Source organism: Novosphingobium lindaniclasticum LE124, from assembly GCF_000445125.1.
GTDB lineage: Bacteria > Pseudomonadota > Alphaproteobacteria > Sphingomonadales > Sphingomonadaceae > Novosphingobium > Novosphingobium lindaniclasticum.
Genome location: NZ_ATHL01000015.1, coordinates 1 through 21,166, shown reverse-complemented (window position 1 = coordinate 21,166; position 21,166 = coordinate 1). Strand labels below are relative to the sequence as shown.

The 21,166-nt window shown below is 65.9% G+C and carries 26 protein-coding genes and 1 tRNA gene; 20 read left to right on the top strand and 7 right to left on the bottom strand.

All coding sequences use genetic code 11. The annotated features are described in order from the left end of the window. Positions 1-18: 18 nt before the first annotated feature. From L284_RS26790 to L284_RS26770, 5 genes are read left to right on the top strand one after another with little or no spacing between them, the layout of a single operon-like run. Positions 19-438: a PspC domain-containing protein gene (locus L284_RS26790; protein ID WP_021232344.1), complete on the top strand. Its 420-nt coding sequence runs from the start codon at positions 19-21 to the stop codon at positions 436-438. Between the two features lie 33 nt (positions 439-471). Continuing rightward, positions 472-750, top strand: coding sequence for a hypothetical protein (locus tag L284_RS26785; protein ID WP_021232343.1), 279 nt, complete (start codon positions 472-474; stop codon positions 748-750). Further along, the gene (locus L284_RS26780; protein WP_021232342.1) at positions 747-1,031 is read left to right on the top strand and encodes a hypothetical protein; all 285 of its coding nucleotides are present in this window, start codon (positions 747-749) and stop codon (positions 1,029-1,031) included. Before L284_RS26785 ends, L284_RS26780 begins: the two co-directional genes overlap by 4 nt. A 13-nt stretch (positions 1,032-1,044) precedes the next feature. Beyond that, positions 1,045-1,392, top strand: coding sequence for a hypothetical protein (locus tag L284_RS26775; RefSeq protein ID WP_021232341.1), 348 nt, complete (start codon positions 1,045-1,047; stop codon positions 1,390-1,392). Then, the gene (locus tag L284_RS26770) at positions 1,389-1,631 is read left to right on the top strand and encodes a hypothetical protein (protein WP_021232340.1); all 243 of its coding nucleotides are present in this window, start codon (positions 1,389-1,391) and stop codon (positions 1,629-1,631) included. The genes L284_RS26775 and L284_RS26770 overlap by 4 nt, the downstream gene beginning before the upstream one ends. 57 nt (positions 1,632-1,688) lie before the next feature. On the opposite strand, the gene L284_RS26765 is transcribed toward L284_RS26770, so the two are convergent. Next, complete coding sequence (locus L284_RS26765) at positions 1,689-3,737, bottom strand: NAD(+) synthase (RefSeq protein WP_021232339.1); 2,049 nt, start codon at positions 3,735-3,737, stop codon at positions 1,689-1,691. A gap of 111 nt (positions 3,738-3,848) precedes the next feature. Here L284_RS26765 and L284_RS26760 point away from each other — a divergent pair, with 111 nt between their 5' ends. Continuing rightward, entirely contained in the window at positions 3,849-4,277 is a 429-nt protein-coding gene (locus tag L284_RS26760) for a SufE family protein (RefSeq protein WP_021232338.1), read from the top strand. After that, the gene (locus tag L284_RS26755) at positions 4,274-4,633 is read left to right on the top strand and encodes a YbaN family protein (RefSeq protein WP_021232337.1); all 360 of its coding nucleotides are present in this window, start codon (positions 4,274-4,276) and stop codon (positions 4,631-4,633) included. Before L284_RS26760 ends, L284_RS26755 begins: the two co-directional genes overlap by 4 nt. Positions 4,634-4,685: 52 nt before the next feature. Here the strand turns inward: L284_RS26755 and L284_RS26750 are convergent, their stop codons facing one another. Continuing rightward, entirely contained in the window at positions 4,686-5,213 is a 528-nt protein-coding gene (locus L284_RS26750) for a sterol desaturase family protein (RefSeq protein ID WP_021232336.1), read from the bottom strand. A gap of 299 nt (positions 5,214-5,512) precedes the next feature. Here L284_RS26750 and L284_RS26745 point away from each other — a divergent pair, with 299 nt between their 5' ends. The 8 genes from L284_RS26745 (at position 5,513) to L284_RS26710 (ending at position 10,516) form a co-directional block, all read left to right on the top strand. Next, positions 5,513-5,872 (top strand): hypothetical protein, encoded by a 360-nt coding sequence (locus L284_RS26745; protein ID WP_021232335.1) that lies wholly within the window; start codon positions 5,513-5,515, stop codon positions 5,870-5,872. 102 nt (positions 5,873-5,974) lie between these two features. Continuing rightward, entirely contained in the window at positions 5,975-7,408 is a 1,434-nt protein-coding gene (gene leuC / locus L284_RS26740) for a 3-isopropylmalate dehydratase large subunit (protein ID WP_021232334.1), read from the top strand. A gap of 7 nt (positions 7,409-7,415) precedes the next feature. Next, entirely contained in the window at positions 7,416-7,580 is a 165-nt protein-coding gene (locus tag L284_RS48355; protein ID WP_021232333.1) for a hypothetical protein, read from the top strand. Further along, positions 7,580-8,179 carry a 3-isopropylmalate dehydratase small subunit gene (gene leuD, locus L284_RS26735; RefSeq protein WP_021232332.1) on the top strand — a complete coding sequence of 200 codons (600 nt, stop codon included), beginning with the start codon at positions 7,580-7,582 and terminating at the stop codon, positions 8,177-8,179. Before L284_RS48355 ends, leuD begins: the two co-directional genes overlap by 1 nt. Positions 8,180-8,378: 199 nt before the next feature. Further along, positions 8,379-8,696 carry a DUF1476 domain-containing protein gene (locus L284_RS26730; RefSeq protein WP_021232331.1) on the top strand — a complete coding sequence of 106 codons (318 nt, stop codon included), beginning with the start codon at positions 8,379-8,381 and terminating at the stop codon, positions 8,694-8,696. Between the two features lie 17 nt (positions 8,697-8,713). After that, positions 8,714-8,947: a BolA/IbaG family iron-sulfur metabolism protein gene (locus L284_RS26725; protein WP_021232330.1), complete on the top strand. Its 234-nt coding sequence runs from the start codon at positions 8,714-8,716 to the stop codon at positions 8,945-8,947. A 29-nt stretch (positions 8,948-8,976) separates the two neighbouring features. Further along, entirely contained in the window at positions 8,977-9,306 is a 330-nt protein-coding gene (grxD, locus tag L284_RS26720; RefSeq protein ID WP_021232329.1) for a Grx4 family monothiol glutaredoxin, read from the top strand. Positions 9,307-9,721: 415 nt separating this feature from the next. Next, a complete protein-coding gene (locus L284_RS26710) occupies positions 9,722-10,516 on the top strand; it encodes an NUDIX hydrolase (protein WP_021232327.1) in 795 nt (264 codons plus the stop codon). 47 nt (positions 10,517-10,563) lie between these two features. Here L284_RS26710 and L284_RS26705 read toward each other — a convergent pair whose 3' ends face one another. The 3 genes from L284_RS26705 to L284_RS26695 all read right to left on the bottom strand — a co-directional run bounded on the left by L284_RS26705 (position 10,564) and on the right by L284_RS26695 (position 12,104). Continuing rightward, positions 10,564-10,797 (bottom strand): hypothetical protein, encoded by a 234-nt coding sequence (locus tag L284_RS26705; RefSeq protein WP_021232326.1) that lies wholly within the window; start codon positions 10,795-10,797, stop codon positions 10,564-10,566. Positions 10,798-10,955: 158 nt separating this feature from the next. Further along, the gene (locus L284_RS26700) at positions 10,956-11,948 is read right to left on the bottom strand and encodes a bile acid:sodium symporter family protein (protein ID WP_021232325.1); all 993 of its coding nucleotides are present in this window, start codon (positions 11,946-11,948) and stop codon (positions 10,956-10,958) included. A gap of 79 nt (positions 11,949-12,027) precedes the next feature. Continuing rightward, positions 12,028-12,104 (bottom strand) — tRNA-Arg (locus L284_RS26695). Between the two features lie 99 nt (positions 12,105-12,203). On the opposite strand from L284_RS26695, the gene L284_RS26690 reads away from it, so the two are divergent. After that, the gene (locus tag L284_RS26690; protein ID WP_021232324.1) at positions 12,204-13,022 is read left to right on the top strand and encodes a queuosine precursor transporter; all 819 of its coding nucleotides are present in this window, start codon (positions 12,204-12,206) and stop codon (positions 13,020-13,022) included. Positions 13,023-13,076: 54 nt separating this feature from the next. Beyond that, entirely contained in the window at positions 13,077-14,192 is a 1,116-nt protein-coding gene (gene recF, locus L284_RS26685; RefSeq protein ID WP_021232323.1) for a DNA replication/repair protein RecF, read from the top strand. On the opposite strand, the gene L284_RS26680 is transcribed toward recF, so the two are convergent. After that, positions 14,161-14,937, bottom strand: a complete 777-nt coding sequence (locus L284_RS26680; protein WP_021232322.1) for an arylesterase — start codon at positions 14,935-14,937, stop codon at positions 14,161-14,163. The two genes, recF and L284_RS26680, sit on opposite strands and share 32 nt — an antisense overlap. 37 nt (positions 14,938-14,974) lie before the next feature. Between L284_RS26680 and L284_RS26675 the strand changes: the two genes are divergently transcribed. Continuing rightward, positions 14,975-15,685: an ABC transporter ATP-binding protein gene (locus tag L284_RS26675; protein ID WP_021232321.1), complete on the top strand. Its 711-nt coding sequence runs from the start codon at positions 14,975-14,977 to the stop codon at positions 15,683-15,685. After that, entirely contained in the window at positions 15,678-18,218 is a 2,541-nt protein-coding gene (locus L284_RS26670) for an ABC transporter permease (protein WP_021232320.1), read from the top strand. Before L284_RS26675 ends, L284_RS26670 begins: the two co-directional genes overlap by 8 nt. On the opposite strand, the gene L284_RS26665 is transcribed toward L284_RS26670, so the two are convergent. Further along, positions 18,215-18,685, bottom strand: a complete 471-nt coding sequence (locus tag L284_RS26665; RefSeq protein WP_021232319.1) for a DUF805 domain-containing protein — start codon at positions 18,683-18,685, stop codon at positions 18,215-18,217. The genes L284_RS26670 and L284_RS26665 overlap by 4 nt on opposite strands. Before the next feature lie 575 nt (positions 18,686-19,260). On the opposite strand from L284_RS26665, the gene typA reads away from it, so the two are divergent. After that, on the top strand, positions 19,261-21,090 hold the full coding sequence (typA, locus tag L284_RS26660) for a translational GTPase TypA (RefSeq protein WP_021232318.1): 1,830 nt from the start codon (positions 19,261-19,263) through the stop codon (positions 21,088-21,090). The last annotated feature ends 76 nt before the right edge of the window (positions 21,091-21,166 follow it).

Genomic DNA, 21,166 nt, shown 5'->3' with positions numbered 1-21,166 from the left:
AGGGAAAGGGAAAAACCAGTGTCACGCGGACAATTCTATCTCGACAAGTCGAACGCCAAGCTGGCCGGCGTCTGCTCCGGCATCGCCGACTATACCGGCGTCGACACGCTCTGGGTTCGCATCGCAGCCGTGCTGCTCACCTTCTTCGTCTCCTTCGTGACGATCCCGATCTACATCGCGGTCGCGCTCATGGCGGACAAGCGGCCGATGAGCCTCTACAGCGAAGCCGAGGAAGAGCGCCTGCTGCGCCGCATGGAGCGTCGGCGAAATCGCCAGGGCTACGGCCTGATGCGCCCCACCGTGAACCGGGAATCGCCGAACCGGTCCGGCGGCCTGCGCGGCGAACTCTCCGACATCGACCGCCGCGTCGCCGAAATGGAAGCGCACTACACCAGCAGCAATTCCCGCCTCGCGGCCGAAATCGACAGCCTGCGCTAAACCGCAGATACGGGTAACAGGGACAAGCCCAAGATGGAAAACCTCGCACTCCTCATTCCGCTGGCCCCGTTCCTGATCGCGGGCTTCGCGATCTGGACCCGCCACCAGCGGCGGATGGCCGAACTCCAGGTGACGGCCACGGCCGAAAAGGCCGCACAATACGCCTCGCACTCCCGCGAACTCGAAGAGCGCGTGCGGGTGCTGGAGCGGATCATCACCGACGGCGGCTACAACACCGCTCTCCAGATCGAGGCCCTGCGCGACACCCGCGAAGTGGAAGCCGCCGACCGGGCGAAGGAAACCCGCCAGTGAGCTTCGGCGACTTCATGGGGCTGACCGCGGTGATGGGCGCAGTGATCGCCGTCGTCGCCATCCTGGCCGGCGTCTACAAGCGCCGCCTCGCCTTCCTCGAACGCAAGCTGGAGATCGCGGCAGGCCAGACCGCCGAGAAGGCGGCGCAATACGCCACGCACAATGCCGAGATCGAGAACCGCTTGCGGGTGCTGGAAACCATCATCACCGACGGCGCCTGGGACACCGCGCGCCAGATCGAAACGCTGCGCGCCGCCCCTGGCGAGCCGCGCGCGAACTGAACGGGGGCCGGTCATGGCAATCGACTATGCAACGCTGCAACTGCTCTCGCCGGTGGTCGTGACCGCCACGGCGCTGGGTATCGGCGGCTGGATCTTCAACAACTGGCTGCGGATGCGCCACGGCTACCCGCTGGAAAACTCCTGGGGCAAGGCGGTCTATCCCAAGGAGGATGCCGAGGCCCACGCGCGGGTTCAGCTGCTCACCCAGGAAAATGCGCAGCTCCGCGCCGAGATCGGTTCTATCAAGGACCGCCTCGCCAGCGTGGAGCGGATTGTCACGGATCAGGGTTATGATGTAGCCCGCCAGATCGAGGGCTTGCGCGAAGCCCGCCACGGCATCGGCCATGAGGTGACGCAATGAGTTTCTGGACAGCCGTCGTCGTCATCTTCGCGATCGCCTCGATCACCTGGCTGCGCGCCCAGAAGCTGCGCGGCGAGAAGCACGGCTTCCGGCTGTCGGAAGGCCTGGGCGAGCGCGAGCACGAACTGGAAAACGAAGTGGAGAACCTGCGAAAGCGCATCGCCGTTCTCGAACGGATCGCCACCGACGAACGCCGCGAGAAGGACCTCGCGCGGGAGATCGAAGCCCTTCGCGATTGAACGCGTGGAGAGGCATAAGTCCCCGTCGTCCCGGATCAGGTTCGGGACGACGGCCTATTACGGAACCCGCGCCTCCAGCTCCGCCAGCCATACCGCCGCGCTGGCATCGGACGGCGCGCGCCAGTCACCGCGCGGAGACAGCGCCCCGCCCGAAGACACTTTCGGCCCGTTCGGAATGGCCGAGCGCTTGAACTGGCTGAACGCGAAGAAACGGCGCAGGAACTTTTCCAGCCACGAACGGATTGTCGCGAGGTCGTATTCGTTCTTGCGCTCTTCGGGGAAACCGGCGGGCCACGATCCAGCCGCCGCCTCGCGCCAGGCATGGAGCGCCAGAAACGCCACTTTCGAAGGCTTCTGCCCGAAACGCACGATGTGGTGCAGGAAGAAGTCGTTGAGTTCGTAAGGCCCGATCTTCGCCTCGGTGCTCTGGATCGCGCCGTCTTCGCCGGCCGGCACGAGTTCGGGCGAGATCTCGGTGTCGAGGATCGACAGCAGCACCGCTTCCGTTTCGGCTCCGAACTGGTCTGTCGTCGCGCACCAGCGGATCAGGTACTGGATCAGCGTCTTGGGCACGCCCGCATTGACCGTGTAGTGGCTCATCTGGTCGCCGACGCCGTAAGTGCACCAGCCGAGCGCGAGTTCGGACAAGTCGCCGGTGCCGATCACGAAACCGTCATGCTGGTTGGCAAGGCGGAACAGGTAATCGGTGCGCAGGCCCGCCTGCACGTTCTCGAACGTCACGTCATAGACCGGCTCGCCCTGGGAGAAGGCATGGCCGATACCCTCGAGCATCGTCGTGGCGGCAGGGCGGATGTCGATCTCCTCGGCGGTGATCCCCACCGCCTCCATCAGCTTCCAGGCGTTGGACCTGGTGCCCTCGCTGGTGGCGAAACCGGGCATCGTGTAGCCGCGGATGAAGGCGCGCGGCAGGCCGAGCCTGTCGCAGGCGCGCGCGGCGACGATCAGCGCATGGGTCGAATCGAGCCCGCCCGAGATGCCGATCACCATCGACTTCGCCCCGGTCGCCTCGATCCGGCGCATCAGGCCGTCGACCTGGATATTGAACGCCTCGTAGCAGTCCGCATCCAGCTTGTCCGCGCGCGAGGGCACGAAGGGGAAGCGCGAGATCGGGCGGATCAGGCCGATGTCGCCGCCGGCCGGAGCATGGCGGAACGGCACGGTGCGGAAGGTCTCCTCGGGCCTGCCCGCGACGTCCGCCGCATCGTTGAAGGTCGGCAGGCGCATCCGGTCCATGACGATGCGGTCCACATCGATGTCCGCCACGCAGAGTTCGGGATGGAGCGAGAAGCGTTCCGACTCGGCCAGCAGATCGCCCAGTTCGTAGATCAGGCCCTGCCCGTCCCAGGCGAGATCGGTGGTGCTTTCGCCATGACCGGCCGCCGAGTAGATATAGGCGGCGGCGGCGCGCGCGGATTGCGAGCGGCAGAGCAGGTGCCGCTCGTCCGACTTGCCGATGACGATGTTGGAGGCGGAAAGATTGCACAGCACCGTCGCCCCGGCCAGCGCACCCAGCGAACTGGGCGGGGTGGCGGCCCAGATGTCCTCGCAGATCTCGATGAAGAAGCGGAAGTTCGGCAGCACTTCGGACGCGAAGACCAGATCGATGCCGAACGGCACGTCCTGGCCGTTCACGCGGATGGTCTGGCCTTGGATGGTCTTGCCGCTTGCGAACCAGCGCTTTTCGTAGAACTCGCGGTAATTGGGCAGATAGGACTTGGGCACGACGCCCAGCAGTCGTCCTTGCGCGATCGCCAGCGCGCAGTTGTAGAGCCGCCCCTTGTGCGGCAGGGCCGCGCCCACGAGCAAGACGGGCGAAAGATCTGCGCTTTCCCGCACGATCTCGGCCACGGCGGCTTCCACCGCTTCGATCATCGCCGCCTGCAAGTGCAGGTCGTCGATCGCATAGGAGGAGAGGCACAGTTCCGGGAACACCAGGAGGTCCACATGGGCCGCATGCGCGCGGCGGGCCTCGGTCAGAACGGCGTCGCGGTTGAACGCGACATCGGCGGTACGGACCTGCGGCGTGGAGGTGGCGACCCGCACGAAGCCGTGTTCGTGCGCCGAATAAAAGGGATGAACGCTCATGCGGCTAATCCCTGACAGGAACGAGGCATGGAGGCAATCGCAGCCGCTTCCACGTCACGGAGGGCTATGTTCCGGCTTGCCCTACAGCAGGGGCTGCTTAAATGGCTAGTCATGCGCAGTCTCGACGATATCCGTGAAGAATATGAATTTTCGGAAGGCGATGAACGATATCGCCTGCTGATCGGTCTTGGTTCCGAACTTGATCCCATGCCCGATGCATTGAAGACCGACGCCACCAAAGTGCGCGGCTGCTCGGCCAGCGTCTGGGTCTATCCGATGGCGCGGGAAGACGGCACCCTGCACTTCCTGGCGGACAGCAATGCGGCGATTACCAAGGGCATCGTCTCGCTGGTGATCTCGGCCGTGCAGGACCGCCCCGCCTCGGAAGTGGCCGCGACCGACATCGCCGCCGCGCTGGAGCCGTTCGACCTCAAGAACCAGCTTTCATCGAACCGGACGCAGGGCGTGCCGAACATGATCGCCCTGATTCGCGAGACGGCGGCGCGCTACGCTGGTCAGAACTCGGCAAATCCTTCTTGAAGAAGGCCAGCCGCCCTCTCTGGCTGGCGGCGGGGCTGTTCTTCGTCGCGTTGGGCACGATCGGCATCTTCCTGCCGGTGATGCCGACGGTGGTGTTCTACCTGCTGGCGGCCTGGTGCTTCGGCAAGAGCCACCCCGAATGGGCGGAGCGACTCTACAACCATCCTCATTACGGCCACAACTTGCGCGAATGGCGTGATCGCCGCGCGGTCAGCCGCAAGGGCAAGGTTTCCGCGATCCTGGCGATGAGCGCCTCGATCCCGTTTACCTGGTTCACCGTGGGCTGGCCCTGGGTGCTGATCCCGGTCGTGGTGCTGGCGGTGATCGGACCATGGATCTGGACACGGGCGGAATAAGAACGGGTTGAGATTACCCGTCGTCCCGGATCACGTCCGGGACGACGTAAAGCTAGTCCACCGCCTCGCGCAGGACGGCAACGCCCTGCTCGCGCTGACGGCGCAGTTCGCGCTTGAGCACCGCCGGATCGCGCGCCACCACGAAGCCGAAGCTCACCCCGCCTTCCTTGCCGATCGTCGCGTGGTGCAGCTTGTGCGCCTGCACCAGCCGCTTGGCATAGCCGCGCTTGGGCACCCACTTGAAGTAGCGCTGGTGGACGAGACCGTCATGGATCAGCGTATAGATGACGCCGTAGAGCAGCACGCCCAGCCCGATCCAGGTTCCCGGCTCCCAGGCATCCGCGCCCATGACCAGCGGCGATCCCACCGCGAACATCGAAATGCTGATGGCCGCGCCGACGAGCGCATAGAGGTCGTTCTTCTCCAGGAGATTGTCGTGCGGCTCATGGTGATCGCGATGCCAGGCCCAGCCGAAACCATGCATGATGTACTTGTGGCTGGCCCAAGCCACGAATTCCATGGCAGCGGCGGAAGCGAGCACGATCAAGACCGGCAGCAGGACGGCGGAAAGAAAAGACATGGAGACCTTCTAGCCTCCTGGACGCCAAATGTCAGGCCATCTGTACCGGCGATTCCAATGCGAGAGTGGGAATGCAGATGCAGACGCGACAACACGTGGCTGTACGCGGCTGCCCTGCATTCCTCTGTTCTCTCAGGCACCCTCTCCCTTCGGGTCGCGGGGTCGATGTACAGACTTATGCTTGTGACACTTAGTTACAAATGCCGACAGGACTGTGACCTGTGAGTCTTCTGCCGTTCATGTTGAGACCCCTAAACCTGAATTCACGGAACAACGCCGGCAGACAGAAGGAAACTCTCATGCGCAAGATCGCCCGCTTCATCGCTCCCGCCCTGGTGGCCACGCTGGGCCTTTCGGCCATTGCGCCGACCATAGCCGAAGCCGCTCCCCGTCATGACGTTCGCCACGGCCCCAACCGTGAAGCCAAGGTCCGCTCCGACATCTCCAGCCTGCGCGCGAAGATCGATCGCGCCGCTGCCCGCCGCACGATCAGCCAGCGCGAAGCCGCCAACTTGCGCAAGGACACCGCCGAAATCCAGCGCCTCTACGGCACCTATTCGCGGGGCGGACTGAACGCCCGCGAAATCCAGACGCTGGAAAGCCGGATCAACCGTGTCGAAGCCGCGCTGCGCGCCGATCATCGCGGCCCCCGCCGCTAAACCGAGAAGCCACGGTTGACCACTTAGCGAATAATATTGCGCGAAAAGGCGCGCCGGTTCCCCTTGAATTGCGGGAGCGGCGCGCCTAATCGCGCTTTCACCATGACCACGAAACCGCGCACCCTCTACCAGAAGATCTGGGACGCCCACGTCGTCGACACCCGCGACGACGGAACGAGCCTCATCTATATCGACCGTCACCTCGTACACGAAGTGACGAGCCCGCAGGCTTTTGAGAGCCTACGCGTGGCCGGTCGTCCAGTGCGCCGTCCCGATCTCACCCTTGCGGTTCCCGACCACAACCTGCCCACCACCGCGCGCAAGGACGCCGAAGGGCGCGTCCTGCCGATCACCGATCCCGAAAGCGCGCAGCAGCTGGCCGCGCTGAAGCGCAACGCACCCGAATTCGGCGTGCGCTACATCGACGCCACCGATGCCGAACAGGGCATCGTCCACGTCGTCGGTCCCGAGCAGGGCTTCTCCCTGCCCGGCGCCACGATCGTCTGCGGCGACAGCCACACCGCCTGCCACGGCGGCATCGGCGCGCTGGCTTTCGGCATCGGCACCAGCGAAGTCGAACATGTCCTCGCCACCCAGACCCTGCTGCTCAAACAGTCGAAGAGCTTCGAGGTCCGCGTCGACGGCCAGCTTGGCGCCGGGGTCACGCCCAAGGACGTGGTCCTTCACATCATCGGCGTGATCGGCACCGCCGGCGGCACCGGCTATGTGATCGAGTTCCGTGGCAACGTGTTCGAGGAAATGTCGGTCGAGGGCCGCCTCACGGTATGCAACATGGCGATCGAGGGCGGCGCCCGCGCCGGCCTGATCGCGCCTGACGAAACCACGATCGCCTATGTCCAGGGCCGCCCCTATGCGCCCAGAGGCGAAGACTGGGACAAGGCCGTGGCTTGGTGGAACAGCCTCGCCACCGACCAGGGCGCGACGTTCGACAAGACCGTCTCGATCCGGGCCGAAGATATCCAGCCGACCGTCACCTGGGGCACCAGCCCCGAGGATACCTCGGCGATCGGCGGCGTGGTCCCCGCGCCGGAAGACTTCGCCGACGCCTCCAAGCGCGACGCGGTGAAGGTCAGCCTCGACTACATGGGCCTGACGCCGGGCACCAAGCTCACCGACGTGGAAGTGCAGAACGTCTTCATCGGTTCGTGCACCAACAGCCGCATCGAGGACATCCGCGCCGCCGCCGCCGTGCTCAAGGGCCGCCACAAGGCCGACAACGTCAAGTGGGCGATCGTCGTCCCCGGCTCGGGCCTGGTCAAGGCACAGGCCGAGGCCGAAGGGCTGGACAAGATCATCGTCGAGGCGGGCCTGGAATGGCGCGAACCGGGCTGCTCGGCCTGTCTCGCCATGAATCCCGACAAGGTTCCGGCCGGGGAGCGCTGCGCCTCGACCAGCAACCGCAATTTCACCGGCCGCCAGGGCCCCGGCAGCCGAACCCACCTGATGAGCCCCGCCATGGCCGCCGCCGCCGCGGTCACCGGCAGGCTCACCGATGTGCGCGAACTGGTAGGATAAGCACGACATGTCGAACGATTCGGAAAACAACCTGGCCGGCAAGGCCGCTCTCGCCGCCGGCGCCGCCATCGGTTCCGCCGCGATCGCCGCCGCCCTGCTCTTCGTCAAGCGCCGCAAGGCCCGTCAGAACGAAAAGCCGCTGCACCCCGAACAGGCACCCGAGACCGATTGATGAAGGCGATCTCCCACGTTGCCGGACGGGCCATCCCGTTCGGCCGCAAGAACGTCGACACCGACGTCATCATCCCGGCGCACTGGCTCAAGACCATCACCCGCGAAGGCCTTGGCAAGGGCGCCTTCGAAGCGGTGAAGAAGGAAGAAGGCAACGTGTTCGAGAACCCCGAGTTCTCGGGCGCGCCAATCCTGATCGCGGGCGATAACTTCGGCTGCGGTTCCAGTCGCGAACATGCCGCCTGGGCCCTGCTCGACATGGGCGTGACCAGCGTGATCGCGCCGAGCTTCTCGGACATCTTCTCGGGCAATGCCTTCAAGAACGGCATCCTCACCGTGGCCCTTCCGCAGGAAGCGATCGACCGGCTGATGGAGGTGGCGCAAACCGATCCCATCGAAATCGACCTGGAGACGCAGACCGTCACCACGCGTTTTCAGGACCGCTACCGCTTCGAGATCGACCCCTTCCGCAAGCACTGCCTGCTGGGCGGTCTGGACGAAGTGGGCCTGACCATGGCTCAGGGCGACGCGATCGCGGCCCATGAAGCGAAGGCACGCGATTCGCTGCCGTTCCTGGCAAAGACACCCGCGACGGCTTGAAAACCTGTCATCCCGGACACCATCCGGGACCGCTGGCAGTTCTCCAGGCGATAGCTTGCGAAGGACGCTCTGCCTCAAGGTGGGCCGTCCCCTGCCAGCGGCCCCGGATCGGTTCCGGGACGACGACGCGTAAAACGCCATTGCCCCGCCCCGCTTCGCCCCCTATCGGCAGGATGAAGTCCTATCCCGAGGGTATCCGATGACGAGTTTCCAGGATCGCGAACGCGGCGAAGAAGCCAGGTTCGTGCATGATGCCGACACCCAGTTCCGCATCCAGGCGCGCCGTAACCGCCTGCTGGGCGAGTGGGCGGCCGCTCGCATGGGCCTTTCTCACGCCGAAACCGAAGCCTATGCCAAGGCGGTGGTCCAGGCCGACTTCGAGGAAGCCGGCGACGAAGACGTGATCCGCAAGCTGCTGGGCGATCTCATCGCCGCCGGCGTCGATGCCTCCGAACCCGAAATCCGCGCCGCACTGGAAGCCAAGCAGGTCGAGGCCCGCCGCGCTTTCCTCGGCTGAATAAAGGAATCGTTCCCATGGCCATGCCTGCCAGCGAAATCGAAGCGATGATCCGCGCCGCCCTGCCCGACGCGACGGTCGAGATCACCGATCTTGCCGGAGACGGCGACCATTATGCCGCGCGCGTCACCAGCGCCGCTTTCGCGGGCAAGCCCCGCGTCGCCCAGCACAAGATGGTCTACGAAGCGCTGGGCGGCCGCATGGGCGGCGTGCTCCACGCCTTGCAACTCACCACTGCCGTCCCCAATTGATCTGGGCACATTCTGAAGGTTCAACTGAAATGTCCGACGCCAACGCCCGTATCGAAGAGATTGTAAAGAACAACGACATCGTCCTGTTCATGAAGGGCACGCCGCTGTTCCCGCAGTGCGGCTTCTCCAGCCGTGCGATCGCCATCCTCGATCAGCTCGGCGCGCCTTACGAGAGCGTGGACGTGCTGCAGGACATGGATATCCGCCAGGGCATCAAGGCCTATTCGGATTGGCCGACGATCCCCCAGCTCTACGTGAAGGGCGAATTGGTCGGCGGCAGCGACATCATGATGGAGATGTACGAGGCCGGCGAACTGCACCAGCTCTTCATCGACACCGGTCTCGCCACCCAGGGCTGATCGGGCGGGCCGAAAGGCCGGTCGAACGTGATTCCGAAAGGCGCCCGCGGGAAACCTCGGGCGCTTTTTCGTGCGGGCCGGGAGACATTCGCCGTCTCATTCGCTCTCGGGTACATTCACCCGTTCAGCACGAGAGCCCTGCCATTCCCGCTTTTCGCGATGCCGCGATTCGAAAGCCTCTCCCAGCGCTCCGCGCGGGAGAGACTGTAAAGCAGGCCGACGGTGTGGCTCGCCGGACGGCGCCCGAGACCTACCCTCCACTCTCGCATTGCGAGCGTAGCCAAGTAATCCAGGGCGGCTTTGCGCAACTCTGGATTGCCGGTCGGCTCCGCCTCCTCGCAATGACGAGGGCAAGATCACGCTCATCCCGACAAATTCACTTGTTTCTCCCGGCCGGACTCGCAATCTCGCGGGGATGACCCTCTACACGCCCAGCAACGATCCGATGCCGGCCGATGGCCCCAAAGTGGTTCCGGCCGCCACCCTCGTGATCTTCCGCAATGCAGCCGACGGCGGCCCGCCGGAACTGCTGATGGTCCAGCGCGCGCGCGAAATGCGCTTTGCCGGCGGTGCGGCCGTCTTCCCCGGCGGACGCGTCGATCTGGCCGACCGCGCGCTGGCTGCCGCGCTCATGCCGGGTGAACCGATCGAAATGGCTGCCGCCCGGATCGCCGCCATCCGCGAAACGCTTGAAGAAACCGGCCTGATGGTCGCCACCGAACAGCCGGTCAGCGCCGCCGAGGCCGCAAAGGCGCGCCTCCTCCTGCTGGAGTGCGGTACGCTGGCCCCGGTGCTGGAGCAGTTCGGCTGGACGCTCGCGCCGCAAAACCTCGTGCTTTACGCGCACTGGTGCCCGCCCTGGGACAAGGGCTTCGACACGCGCTTCTTCGTGACGAACCTCGGCACCGGCGCCGTCGATGTGACGGTGGACGCTACCGAGAACACGCGCCTGTTCTGGGCCAGCGCGGCCCAGGCGCTTGACATGGCGCTGCGCGGGGAAATCGCGGTGATCTACCCCACGCGCCGCAATCTCGAACGGCTGGCCAGATTCGCCAGCCATGAGGACGCGCTGGCGGACATCGCCCGGCATCCGGTGGAACGCATCCATCCCGTTATCGAAACGATCGAAGGCGAGGAATGGCTGATGATCCCGGACGGCCACGGATATCCCGTGCGCGGCCAGCTTCGGGCAGAGGCCGATCGCGGCTGAGCCGTTACCGTCAGGCTGGGAAGACGGTAAGCTGGGAAACCGCGGCCTCAGCCCACCGCGTGTCGCTCGGGCGTGAACGTCGCATGGAGGTGCACGAGGTGATCCACCACCGCGCCGCGAAGCGGCCGGTCGAACTCGACGCCGCAGAACTCCCCGCTCAGCCAGCGGACGATGCCGGTCAGGCTCTCGAACTCCCTGGCGCGGATCACCACCCGCATGCCCACGAGCAGCGCGATGCCTGCGTTTCTCACGCAGCAGCCTTCGGCGGTGAGGTCGGACATCTCGCACCTGTCATGCAGGCCGTCACCGCGCAAGCCCCCCGCACTGCCGCACCGCGCCGGCAGCGAGACCGGTCGTCGTCTGGATCGGCGTTCGAGGAAGGGGCGAGTCATGCGGCGATTATCGCGCGATCGGGTTCATGAACCCTTAAATCGGCGCTTCACTCCGAGACTTCGGCGCCCGATCTTTCCGCTTCCGACTGCGCCGCCAAGCGCCGCGCCAGCACGGCACAGACCATAAGTTGGATCTGGTGGAAGAACATCAGCGGCAGGATGATCGCCCCCACTTGCGCGGCCGGGAACAAGACGCCCGCCAGCGGTACCCCGGTCGCCAGGCTCTTCTTCGACCCGCAGAAGAGGATGACGATGCGGTCCTCGTGCGAAAAGCCCAGCAGGCGTCCCATGAGGTTGCCGATCACCATGATGGCCGCCAGAAGCGCCAGCGACAGCACCGCGATCAGCGCCAGTTCGCCCAGCGTCACCTTCTGCCACAGACCTTCGAGCACGGCGGCGCCGAACGCGGTGTAGACCACCAGCAGGATCGAGCCTCGATCCGTGTAGCCCAGCAGCGTCTTGTGACGCTGCACGAAGCCGCCGATCCACGGGCGCAGCAGGTGCCCCGCCACGAACGGCAGCAGGAGTTGCAGCGAGATTGACACGATCGGATCGGTCGAGAACCCCTGCGCTTCTCCGGTGATGAACAAGGCCGTCAGCACCGGTGTGACGAAGATGCCCGCCAGATTCGAGAACGAAGCGCTGCACACGGCCGCCGCCACGTTGCCTCCGGCGATGGCGGTGAAGGCGATCGAGGATTGCACGGTCGAGGGCAGCAGCGTGAGGAACAGCACGCCCGTAGCCAGCGAAGGCTCCAGCCCGGGGATGGCACGGATGCCGAGCCCCAGCAGCGGGAAGATCACGAACGTAAGACATGCTACCGTCAGGTGCAGCTTCCACGCCCGGGCCCCATCGAGGATGGCCTCGCGCGACAGCTTGGCGCCGTGGAGAAAGAACAGCAGCGCGATCGCCGCATCGGCAACGCCGCCCGCGATCCCCGCCCAGATGCCCCGTGCCGGCACGATGGAGGCGATCCCGACCGTCGACAGCAGCATGAGCAGGTAGGGATCGATGTTCAAGCGGGAGAGAAGCCGATTCATGTCGGCTACCTAGTCCCTTGCAGCGCGGCGCAAAACCCCTTGGATCTTTCGTAGCCCGACGATGCCGCTGAAGAAGAATTGGCGCGCCCGACAGGGTTCGAACCTGTGACCCCAAGCTTAGAAGGCTCGTGCTCTATCCAGCTGAGCTACGGGCGCGCGTTGTGCTCCCCATAGCGCGGTTCGCCGCGCACGCAAACCGCATGGACGTCGCAAGTTGTTCTTTGCGGCATTGCAGCGAAAGGTTACGCACAGTCCATGAGCGACGCAGACCTTTCCAGCAGCCCTCTCTCCCGCATCGACGGCGCAGCGGGGGCGCGGCGCCATTTCCGCTACTTCGACTATATGCTGGTCGCCTTCGTGGTGATCCTGCTGCTCTCCAACCTGATCGGCGCGGCGAAGCAGGCGCAAGTCGACTTCCCGCTCGTGGGACCGGTGACGTTCGGGGCAGGCGTGCTGTTCTTCCCGGTGTCCTACATCATCGGCGACGTGCTGACCGAGGTCTACGGCTATGCCCATGCGCGCCGCTGCATCTGGGTGGGCTTCTTCGCGCTGCTGTTCATGGTCATGATGAGCGTGGTCGTGGTCGGGATACCCGCCAACCCGGAATGGGCGCTTGCCTCGGCCACCTACACCGTTGCCGGCAAGGAAGTGACCGCGCCCAACCAGGCCGCCTATCATGCGATCTTCGGGCAGACTCCGCGCATCGTCTTCGCTTCCGTCTGCGCATTCTGGGCGGGAGAGTTCGTCAATTCCTTTGTCCTGGCGCGGATGAAGGTCTGGACCCGAGGCAGGCACCTGTGGAGCCGCACCATCGGTTCGACGGTCTTCGGCCAGGGCGTGGACAGCGCCCTGTTCTACCCGCTGGCGTTCCTGGGCGTCGCCGGCTTCACGCCGCATTCGATCGCTTTTCTGGCGCTGACCCAGTGGCTGATCAAGACCGCCTGGGAAGTCGTGCTGACCCCGGTGACTTACGCAGTGGTCGGCTGGCTCAAGCGCCGGGAAGGCGTGGACGTGTTCGACAGCAACGTGGACTTTTCACCATTCGCCAAGGCTGGCAGAACCCTCCCCGAATAAACCGCCACGCGCGCTTGGCATAGGCGGCTCGCAACGGTAGGTCCGCCGTCGATCATGCTCGACCGCATCCTCCTGTCCCGCTTCCGCAACCACCGCGAGACTGCAGTGGAAGGCACGGCGCAGTTCAACCTCCTGGTGGGCGAGAACGGCGCGGGCAAGACCAATGTACTCGAAGCGATCTCGTTGCTGTCGCCGGGACGCGGCCTGCGCCGGGCGGGCCTTGCCGAGATGCCGGGGCAGGATTTTGACGGCGGTTTCGCCGTCAGCGCCGCGCTCATGGTCGCGGAAGAGGAGCCGGTACAACTCGGCACCGGCGTCCTTGCCGAGCGTCCCGGCAGGCGTCTTGTCCAGATCAACGGCGCCGAGGCGCCGGCCGTGCGTCTGGCCGAATGGATGTCCATCGGCTGGCTGACCCCGGCGATGGACCGCCTCTTCGTCGAGGGCGCGGGTGCGCGTCGGCGGTTTCTCGATCGGCTGGTGCTCGCCGTCCGGCCCGATCACGCGGGCAATGCCACCCGCCTCGAAAACGCGCTGCGCGAACGCAATCGCCTGCTGTCCGACGATAGGCCGCCCGATCCCCGCTGGCTCGATGCGATCGAGATGCAGCTTGCCGAGGCCGGGTCGCTGGTCGCTGCCGCCCGCGCCGACCTGATCGAGCGGCTGGAGGAAACGCTTAGCGCCCTGCCCGACTCGCCTTTCGCACGGCCCTCGCTCGCCTATCAGCCGGGCGGGCCGATCGGGGCCGATGCTCTGGCCCAGGCTCTGCGCAGCGGACGATCCCGCGAACGCGCCGCCCAGCGGACCCTGACCGGCCCGCATCGCGACGAGGTCCTGGTAACCATGGCGGGCAAGGGATCAGGCGGCGCATCGAGCCGGGGCCAGCCTGCGGCCGAATGCTCGACCGGCGAGCAGAAGGCGATGCTGATCGCGATCACGCTCGCCCATTCGCAATTGCTCGAAAGCGGCGCGGAGCAACGCCCGCGCCTGCTGCTGCTCGACGAAGTCGCCGCCCATCTCGATCCCTTGCGGCGCGAAGCCCTGTTCGACCGCCTGCGCGCAGGCTCGGCGCAAGTTTGGCTGACCGGAACCGAACTTGCCCCCTTCGACGCCATCGCGAACGAGGCGGCGGTCTGGAACGTCAGTGCGGGCGCGGTGTACCGGCTGGGGTAGCACCGGTAGCTGCAGCCTCCCGCTTTGGAAGCGCCGCCACCACATCGTCCACCGTGGCGGTCACGATAGCGTCGATGCCGAGCGCAGTGGGATGGACATGGTCCTGCTGCATCAGGTCGGGCTTGTCGATCACCGGCTGAAGGAAGAACGGCACCAGCGTCGCGCCGTATTCCTGGGCGAGTTGCGGATAGATCGGATTGAACTTTGCCGAATAGTCCTTGCCCAGGTTGGGCGCCGCCATCATGCCCAGCAGCAGCACGCGGATGTTGTCGCCCTTCAGGCGCTTGAGGATTTCCTCGAGGTTCCGGCGCGTTTCGGCGGGGGGCAGCGAGCGCAACATGTCGTTGCCGCCCAGGCTGACGATGGCGAGTTCGGGTTTGGGCGTCTGGCTTTTCAGCGTGAAATCCAGCCGCTCCAGCCCCGCTGCCGTAGTGTCGCCGGAGACCCCGGCATTGGCGATCCTGGCGTTCACCCCGCGCGCGCGCAGCGCCTGTTCGAGGCGATCGGGATAGCTTTCGCCATCCTCCAGGCCATAGCCCGCCAGCAGCGAATCTCCGAAGGCCAGGATCGGCCGCTCCGGCCCCATGACCGGAATGGCCGGCGGCGCATCGAGAGCGCTCCGGGCTTCCCCGGAGGTCTGCTCGGCGGCGGGCGGCGCTGCCTCTTCCCCGCCCCTGTCGCAGGCGCTGAGCAGGACCGGCAGCAGGAGCGACGGGGCCAGCAGGACTTTCGCATGGGCGCGCAAGGCTTTCTCCTTGAAATACGGGACTTCGCCTCGCCATATGGGGCAGGTGAGCGATCCTTCCCAGCCCCCCGCCCCGTCAATTCTCGCGCAGGACCTGCGTCTCACCCTCGGCACCGGCGACAGTGCGGTCGAAATCCTCAAGGGAATCGACCTGGTCGTGCCTCGTGGCCAGACCCTGGCGCTGCTTGGTCCGTCCGGCTCGGGCAAATCCTCGCTGATGTCGGTGCTCTCGGGGCTGGAGCGGGCGAGTTCGGGTTCGCTCAGCGTAGCCGGGCAGAACTTTTCGGCGATGGACGAAGATGCGCTCGCGCAGGCGCGCAGAGGCCGGATCGGCGTCGTGCTGCAGGCTTTCCACCTTCTGCCGACGATGACCGCACTCGAGAACGTGGCGACGCCGCTGGAACTGGCCGGGATGGACGGCGCGCGCGAGCGCGCCGAGGCGGAACTCACCGCCGTCGGCCTCGGCCATCGCCTCTCGCATTATCCCGCCCAGCTTTCCGGCGGAGAACAGCAGCGCGTGGCCATCGCCCGCGCCCTGGCTCCGCGTCCCTCGCTGGTCTTCGCCGACGAGCCGACCGGCAACCTCGATGCCGCCACCGGCGCCGCGATCGTCGACCTGCTGTTCGCCCGCCGCGCCGAAGCAGGGGCGACCCTGCTCATCATCACGCATGACGAAAGCCTCGCCCATCACTGCGAGCGGGTCGTCACCCTGGCCGATGGCCGGATCGCGAGCGACAGACTTGCCTGAGCGATCTCCCGCTGCGGCGCTGCCCTGGCCCACGGCCTGGAAACTGGCCCGCCGCGATCTGTCCGCGCGCTTCAAGGGCCTGCGCCTGCTGCTGGTCTGCCTGTTCCTCGGCGTCGGCGCACTGGCGGCGATCGGCACGCTGACGGGCTCGATCGAACGCGAACTGACGACGCGCGGCCGCGAGGTTCTGGGCGGCGACGTGGAGCTCAGGACGTGGCAGCGCAGCCTGTCCAGCGAGGAAACCGAAGCACTGGCACGTTACGGCAAAGTCTCTACGGGACTGCGCCTGCAGGCATTGGCCCGCAAGGGCGACCTGACCGCGCCCGTCGCGCTGAAGGCAGTGGATGCGAACTGGCCGCTTTACGGGCGGCTCGAACTCAAGGACGGCCGCAAGGTCGGTGCGCCGCCTGCGGGCGTGGTCTGGCTTTCGGAGGGAACCGCCGCGCGGCTCGGAGTCGCGCCGGGGGAAACGGTTTCACTCGGCGGCGTGGACCAGCGCGTGGGCGGACTGATCGCCAGCGACCCGGAGAAGCTCTCCGAGGGCTTCGCGCTCGGCGACGCGGCGATCTCGGCGCTCGACCTGCCCGCGCGCGCCGGCCTGATCCAGCCTGGCGCCATGTATCGTAGCGCCACGCGCGTGAAGTTCGCCGATCCCATGCGCGATCCGGAGGCGGTGATCGCGACACTGAAAAAGCGCTTCGGGGATGACGCCTTCGAAACCCGCACCCGCAACTCCGCCTCACCCTCGACGGAGCGCTTCGTCGGCCGCATGGGCCAGTTCCTGACGCTGGTCGGCCTCGCCGCGCTGGTCATTGCCGGAATCGGCATCGGCGGCGGGGTATCCTCCTATCTCGAAGCGCGCCGCACTTCCATCGCCACGCTCAAAGTGCTCGGCGCCGCCAGTCGCGACATTGCGCGGATCTACCGCCTGCAAATCGGCGTCGCAGCACTGGCGGGCAGCGTGGCGGGGCTGGTCGCAGGCATTCTGGTGACACCGCTGCTGGCCCGCGCGCTCGGCACACTGCTGCCGGTCGATACCGGATTTACCGTGTCGCCGGGCGCGCTGCTGACGGCGGCGGCCTATGGCCTGCTGGTCGCCTTGATTTTCGCCGCGCCGCCTCTTGCCCGGGCGCGCAGCTTTCCCGCGATGGCGCTGATGCGCGCGCAAGTCTCCCCGCTTGCGGCGCAGCGGCGTACATGGCTGCTGCCGGTGGGGCTCGGCCTTGCCGCAGTGATTGCACTGGCCCTGATCAACGCCGCGCAGCCGCTGGTCACGCTGGGCTTTCTCGGGGGCGCCGCGCTGATGCTGGCGCTGCTCGCACTGATCGGGTTCGCCATTCGCCGCCTCGCCGCCCGCCTGCCCCGCCCCCGCGATCCCATGCTGCGCGCCGGTCTGGCCAACCTCCACCGACCGGGCGCGCAGACCGGCGCGCTGGTGACGGCCCTGGGATTCGGCCTTTCGGCCTTCGTGCTGATCGCCGCCGTCCAGACCAGCCTCGACGCGAACATTCGCAAGACCGTGCCGGCCCGCGCCCCGGACTACTTCGTGCTCGACGTACCGAAGGCGGAGGACGGAAAACTGCGCGCGATCGCCGAACGGCAGGTGCCGCAGGCGGTCGTCCGGACGGTTCCGAACATGCGGGGACGCATCCTGGCTTATGGCCCGCGAGAGCGGATGATTCGCGTATCGGAGCTAAAGGAAATTCCCGAGGGTGCCTGGGCGCTCAAGGGAGAACGCGGGCTCACTTATTCGGCCCGCGTGCCGGAGGGCAGCACCGTGACGTCCGGGCGCTGGTGGCAGGATGGCTACAACGGCGAACCGCTGGTCTCCCTCGACGAAAAATTCGCGCAGACCGTGGGCCTGAAAGTGGGCGACTACGTGACGGTCGGCGTGCTCGGCGTCGAACGCACCGCGAAAGTGGCGACCCTGCGCCGGATCGACTGGGATACCTTGGGCTTCAACTTCGTGCTGGTCTTCTCGCCCAACGCGCTGGCGGACGCCCCGCACAATCTTGCAGCAACCATCGAAGTGCCGCCGGGCAAAGCCACGGCCAAGCTGCTGCCGGACCTTGCGCGGGCGTTCCCGTCAAGCTCGGTGATCGAGACCGGCACTCTTCTGCGTCAGGCGCGCGACTTGCTCGATCAGATGACGCTCGCCATTCTCGCCGCCGCCTCTGTCGCGGTGCTGGCCGGGCTTGCCGTACTGTTCGGCGCTATCGCAGCGGCGCGGGCCAGCCGCACTTATGACAACGTGATCCTGCGGGTCATCGGCGCCAGCCGGAGGCAGCTCCTGCTGCTGCAAGTGGTCGAATACGGATCGATCGCGGCGGTCCTTGCCGTCGTCGCACTCGCGGCGGGCAATGCCATGGCCTGGGCCGTGATCGTCAAGCTGTTCGAATTCGAGTGGCTGCCCGATTGGCCGCGCATCCTTGCGGTGCTTGGCGCGGGCATCGCCCTGATCCTGACATTCGCCCTTGCCGGCTCGCTGCCGCTGCTGCGCGCGAAACCGGCAAGGGCCCTGCGAGAGCTTTAGGCGAAGACTTCCGCGCCGGTGGGGTCGCGGGGATCCATGCCGAAGCGGTTGGGTCCAGGCGTTCCGGGCAGGCAGGTGATCACGAAGGAAGCGATGGTCGCGATCCAGCCGATCAGGGGGATCACGCCAAGCACGATGAAGCCGAGATACCACCAGCCGCTCATGTCGCGGTCGTGAAACCGGCGCACGGCGACGGCGATGCTCGGGATGAAGACGGCAAGGCTGTAGAGACCGGCAAGGCCTACCAGGACGAAAAATCCGGCGCCGAACAGCGCCGAAGGATCGCCGCCCTGCTCGAGCTGCTGGAACGCGCCGAAGGATAGGCCCAGCGCCATCGAGATCGCCAGGATCACCGCGAAGACGATGAAGTTCAGGAGGGCGAAGCCCCAGTATTCGATCCGCAGCGACCGCCCCTTGAAGTCGGCGTAGCGTTTGAACGGCAGGATCATGTATTCCAGCATGGTCATTTCCCCTCTTGCTCAATGCCTTGATACTCGATCGCGACTATAAGGCGCGAAGCCAAGCGGGCAAGCGGCGGAAATGTTCCGGCAAGGCAGAGAAAGGAAAAGGGACGCGCGGGAAAACCGGCGCGTCCCTGGCTGAGTTTGCGGTCCCGGCGTCTCCTCCCTGCCACCGGCTCCGCGCTGTCGCGCTCCGGCTGTGCGCCGGCAACGCGCCGCCGCACCGTGGCGGCGCGGCTGGATCTCGATCTTCATGGGATGTTGCGGCTTCGCCGTCAGGTTCGCCCGCTAACGAAGAACCCGTCCGAAAAGCCTATGGCATCCTCTCCCGGCGGCGGTGCGTTTCGAGTCACCGTCTCACCCTTTATGGCTGCGATCCTAAGAGAATAACGCGCCTGAAACAATCATTCTTCTGGGCGATAAAGCGGAGACGCACACGGATTTATCGAGATGTAACCCAAGTGCCACAATTGCACACGGCGCCTGCGCGCTTGCCGAATTTGCCGGGATCGGTTAAGGGCGCGCCAATTTTGCGGCGCAGCATGCGCTGCTGGCCAACTCCTCGAACCGATAGGCACTGCATGTCCGCCCCGCTTCCCTTGCGCAATATCGCAATTATTGCGCACGTCGACCACGGCAAGACCACCCTCGTCGACCAGCTTTTCCGCCAGTCCGGCACGTTCCGTGAAAACCAGCGCATCGAAGAACGCGCCATGGACTCGAACGACCTCGAAAAGGAACGCGGGATCACCATCCTTGCGAAGCCGACTTCGATCGAGTGGAACGGCTACCGCATCAACATCGTCGACACTCCCGGCCACGCCGACTTCGGCGCCGAAGTGGAACGCATCCTCTCGATGGTCGACGGCGTCGTCCTGCTGGTGGACTCGTCGGAAGGCGCGATGCCGCAGACCAAGTTCGTCACCGGCAAGGCGCTGGGCCTCGGCCTGAAGCCGATCGTCGTCGTCAACAAGATCGACCGTCCCGACGGCCGTCACGCCGAAGTGCTGGACGAAGTGTTCGACCTTTTCGTCAGCCTCGACGCCAACGACGAACAGCTCGACTTCCCGACCCTCTACGCGTCGGGCCGTAACGGCTACGCCAGCTACGATCCGGACGCGCGCGAGGGCAACCTGACCCCGCTGTTCGAAAAGATCGTCGAGCACGTTCCTGCGCCCGACCTCGACCAGGACGCGCCGTTCTCGTTCCTCGCCACCCTGCTCGACCGTGACAACTTCATGGGCCGCGTCCTCACCGGCCGCGTCCAGTCGGGCAAGCTCAAGGTGAACGACCCGATCCGCGCCATCGACGCCGACGGCAAGGTGATCGAAGTCGGCCGCGCCACCAAGGTGCTGTCGTTCCGCGGCCTCGACCGCGTGCCCGTGGAAGAAGCCCGCGCCGGCGACATCATCGCCCTGGCCGGCCTCGAAAAGGCCACCGTGTCGAACACCATCGCCGATCCCTCGGTTTCGGTGCCGATCAAGGCCCAGCCGATCGATCCGCCGACCCTGGCGATGCGCTTCGCCGTCAACGACTCGCCGCTCGCGGGCCGTGAAGGCGACAAGGTGACGAGCCGCATGATCCGCGACCGCCTGATGCGCGAAGCGGAAACCAACGTCGCCATCCGCGTCACCGAATCGGCCGACCGCGACAGCTTCGAAGTCGCCGGTCGCGGCGAACTCCAGCTGGGCGTCGTGATCGAGACGATGCGCCGCGAAGGCTTCGAGCTGGGCATTAGCCGCCCGCGCGTGCTGTTCGGCAAGGACGAAAACGGCGGCCGCACCGAACCTTACGAAACCGTCGTGATCGATGTCGACGACGAATTCTCGGGCACCGTCGTCGAGAAGATGCAGCGCCGCAAGGCCGAGCTTACCGACATGCGTCCCTCGGGCGCCGGCAAGACCCGCATCACCTTCTCGGCCCCTTCGCGCGGCCTGATCGGCTACCACGGCGAGTTCCTTTCGGACACCCGCGGCACCGGCATCATGAACCGCCTGTTCGAGAAGTACGACAGCCACAAGGGTCCGATCGAAGGCCGCCAGAACGGCGTGCTGATCTCGAACGGCACCGGTGAAGCCGTCGGCTACGCGCTGAACAGCCTCGAAGATCGCGGCATCCTGTTCGTGAAGCCGCAGGAAAAGATCTACGAGGGCATGATCATCGGCGAGAACGCCAAGCCCGACGATCTCGAAGTGAACCCGATGAAGTCGAAGCAGCTGACGAACTTCCGTTCGACCGGCAAGGACGACGCCATCCGCCTTACCCCGCCCCGCGTGATGACGCTGGAGCAGGCGATCGCCTATATCGACGATGACGAAATGGTCGAAGTGACCCCGCAATCGATCCGTCTGCGCAAGGCTTTCCTCGACCCGAACGAGCGCAAGAAGCAGAGCCGCAAGAAGGACGCCTGATCCTTCCGGCGCGACGACTTCTGTCGGAGCTCCGGCTCTAGCGGATAATAAAAAAGGGGCGGCAACCGCGAGGTTG

Coding starts and splice junctions, on each gene's coding strand:
- L284_RS26785 (WP_021232343.1), top strand. CDS start 472: ATGGAAAACCTCGCACTCCTCATTCCGCTGGCCCCGTTCCTGATCGCG.
- L284_RS26775 (WP_021232341.1), top strand. CDS start 1,045: ATGGCAATCGACTATGCAACGCTGCAACTGCTCTCGCCGGTGGTCGTG.
- L284_RS26770 (WP_021232340.1), top strand. CDS start 1,389: ATGAGTTTCTGGACAGCCGTCGTCGTCATCTTCGCGATCGCCTCGATC.
- L284_RS26765 (WP_021232339.1), bottom strand. CDS start 3,737: ATGAGCGTTCATCCCTTTTATTCGGCGCACGAACACGGCTTCGTGCGG.
- L284_RS26760 (WP_021232338.1), top strand. CDS start 3,849: ATGCGCAGTCTCGACGATATCCGTGAAGAATATGAATTTTCGGAAGGC.
- L284_RS26750 (WP_021232336.1), bottom strand. CDS start 5,213: ATGTCTTTTCTTTCCGCCGTCCTGCTGCCGGTCTTGATCGTGCTCGCT.
- L284_RS26745 (WP_021232335.1), top strand. CDS start 5,513: ATGCGCAAGATCGCCCGCTTCATCGCTCCCGCCCTGGTGGCCACGCTG.
- leuC (WP_021232334.1), top strand. CDS start 5,975: ATGACCACGAAACCGCGCACCCTCTACCAGAAGATCTGGGACGCCCAC.
- L284_RS48355 (WP_021232333.1), top strand. CDS start 7,416: ATGTCGAACGATTCGGAAAACAACCTGGCCGGCAAGGCCGCTCTCGCC.
- leuD (WP_021232332.1), top strand. CDS start 7,580: ATGAAGGCGATCTCCCACGTTGCCGGACGGGCCATCCCGTTCGGCCGC.
- L284_RS26730 (WP_021232331.1), top strand. CDS start 8,379: ATGACGAGTTTCCAGGATCGCGAACGCGGCGAAGAAGCCAGGTTCGTG.
- L284_RS26725 (WP_021232330.1), top strand. CDS start 8,714: ATGGCCATGCCTGCCAGCGAAATCGAAGCGATGATCCGCGCCGCCCTG.
- grxD (WP_021232329.1), top strand. CDS start 8,977: ATGTCCGACGCCAACGCCCGTATCGAAGAGATTGTAAAGAACAACGAC.
- L284_RS26710 (WP_021232327.1), top strand. CDS start 9,722: ATGACCCTCTACACGCCCAGCAACGATCCGATGCCGGCCGATGGCCCC.
- L284_RS26705 (WP_021232326.1), bottom strand. CDS start 10,797: ATGTCCGACCTCACCGCCGAAGGCTGCTGCGTGAGAAACGCAGGCATC.
- L284_RS26700 (WP_021232325.1), bottom strand. CDS start 11,948: ATGAATCGGCTTCTCTCCCGCTTGAACATCGATCCCTACCTGCTCATG.
- L284_RS26690 (WP_021232324.1), top strand. CDS start 12,204: ATGAGCGACGCAGACCTTTCCAGCAGCCCTCTCTCCCGCATCGACGGC.
- recF (WP_021232323.1), top strand. CDS start 13,077: ATGCTCGACCGCATCCTCCTGTCCCGCTTCCGCAACCACCGCGAGACT.
- L284_RS26675 (WP_021232321.1), top strand. CDS start 14,975: ATGGGGCAGGTGAGCGATCCTTCCCAGCCCCCCGCCCCGTCAATTCTC.
- L284_RS26665 (WP_021232319.1), bottom strand. CDS start 18,685: ATGACCATGCTGGAATACATGATCCTGCCGTTCAAACGCTACGCCGAC.
- typA (WP_021232318.1), top strand. CDS start 19,261: ATGTCCGCCCCGCTTCCCTTGCGCAATATCGCAATTATTGCGCACGTC.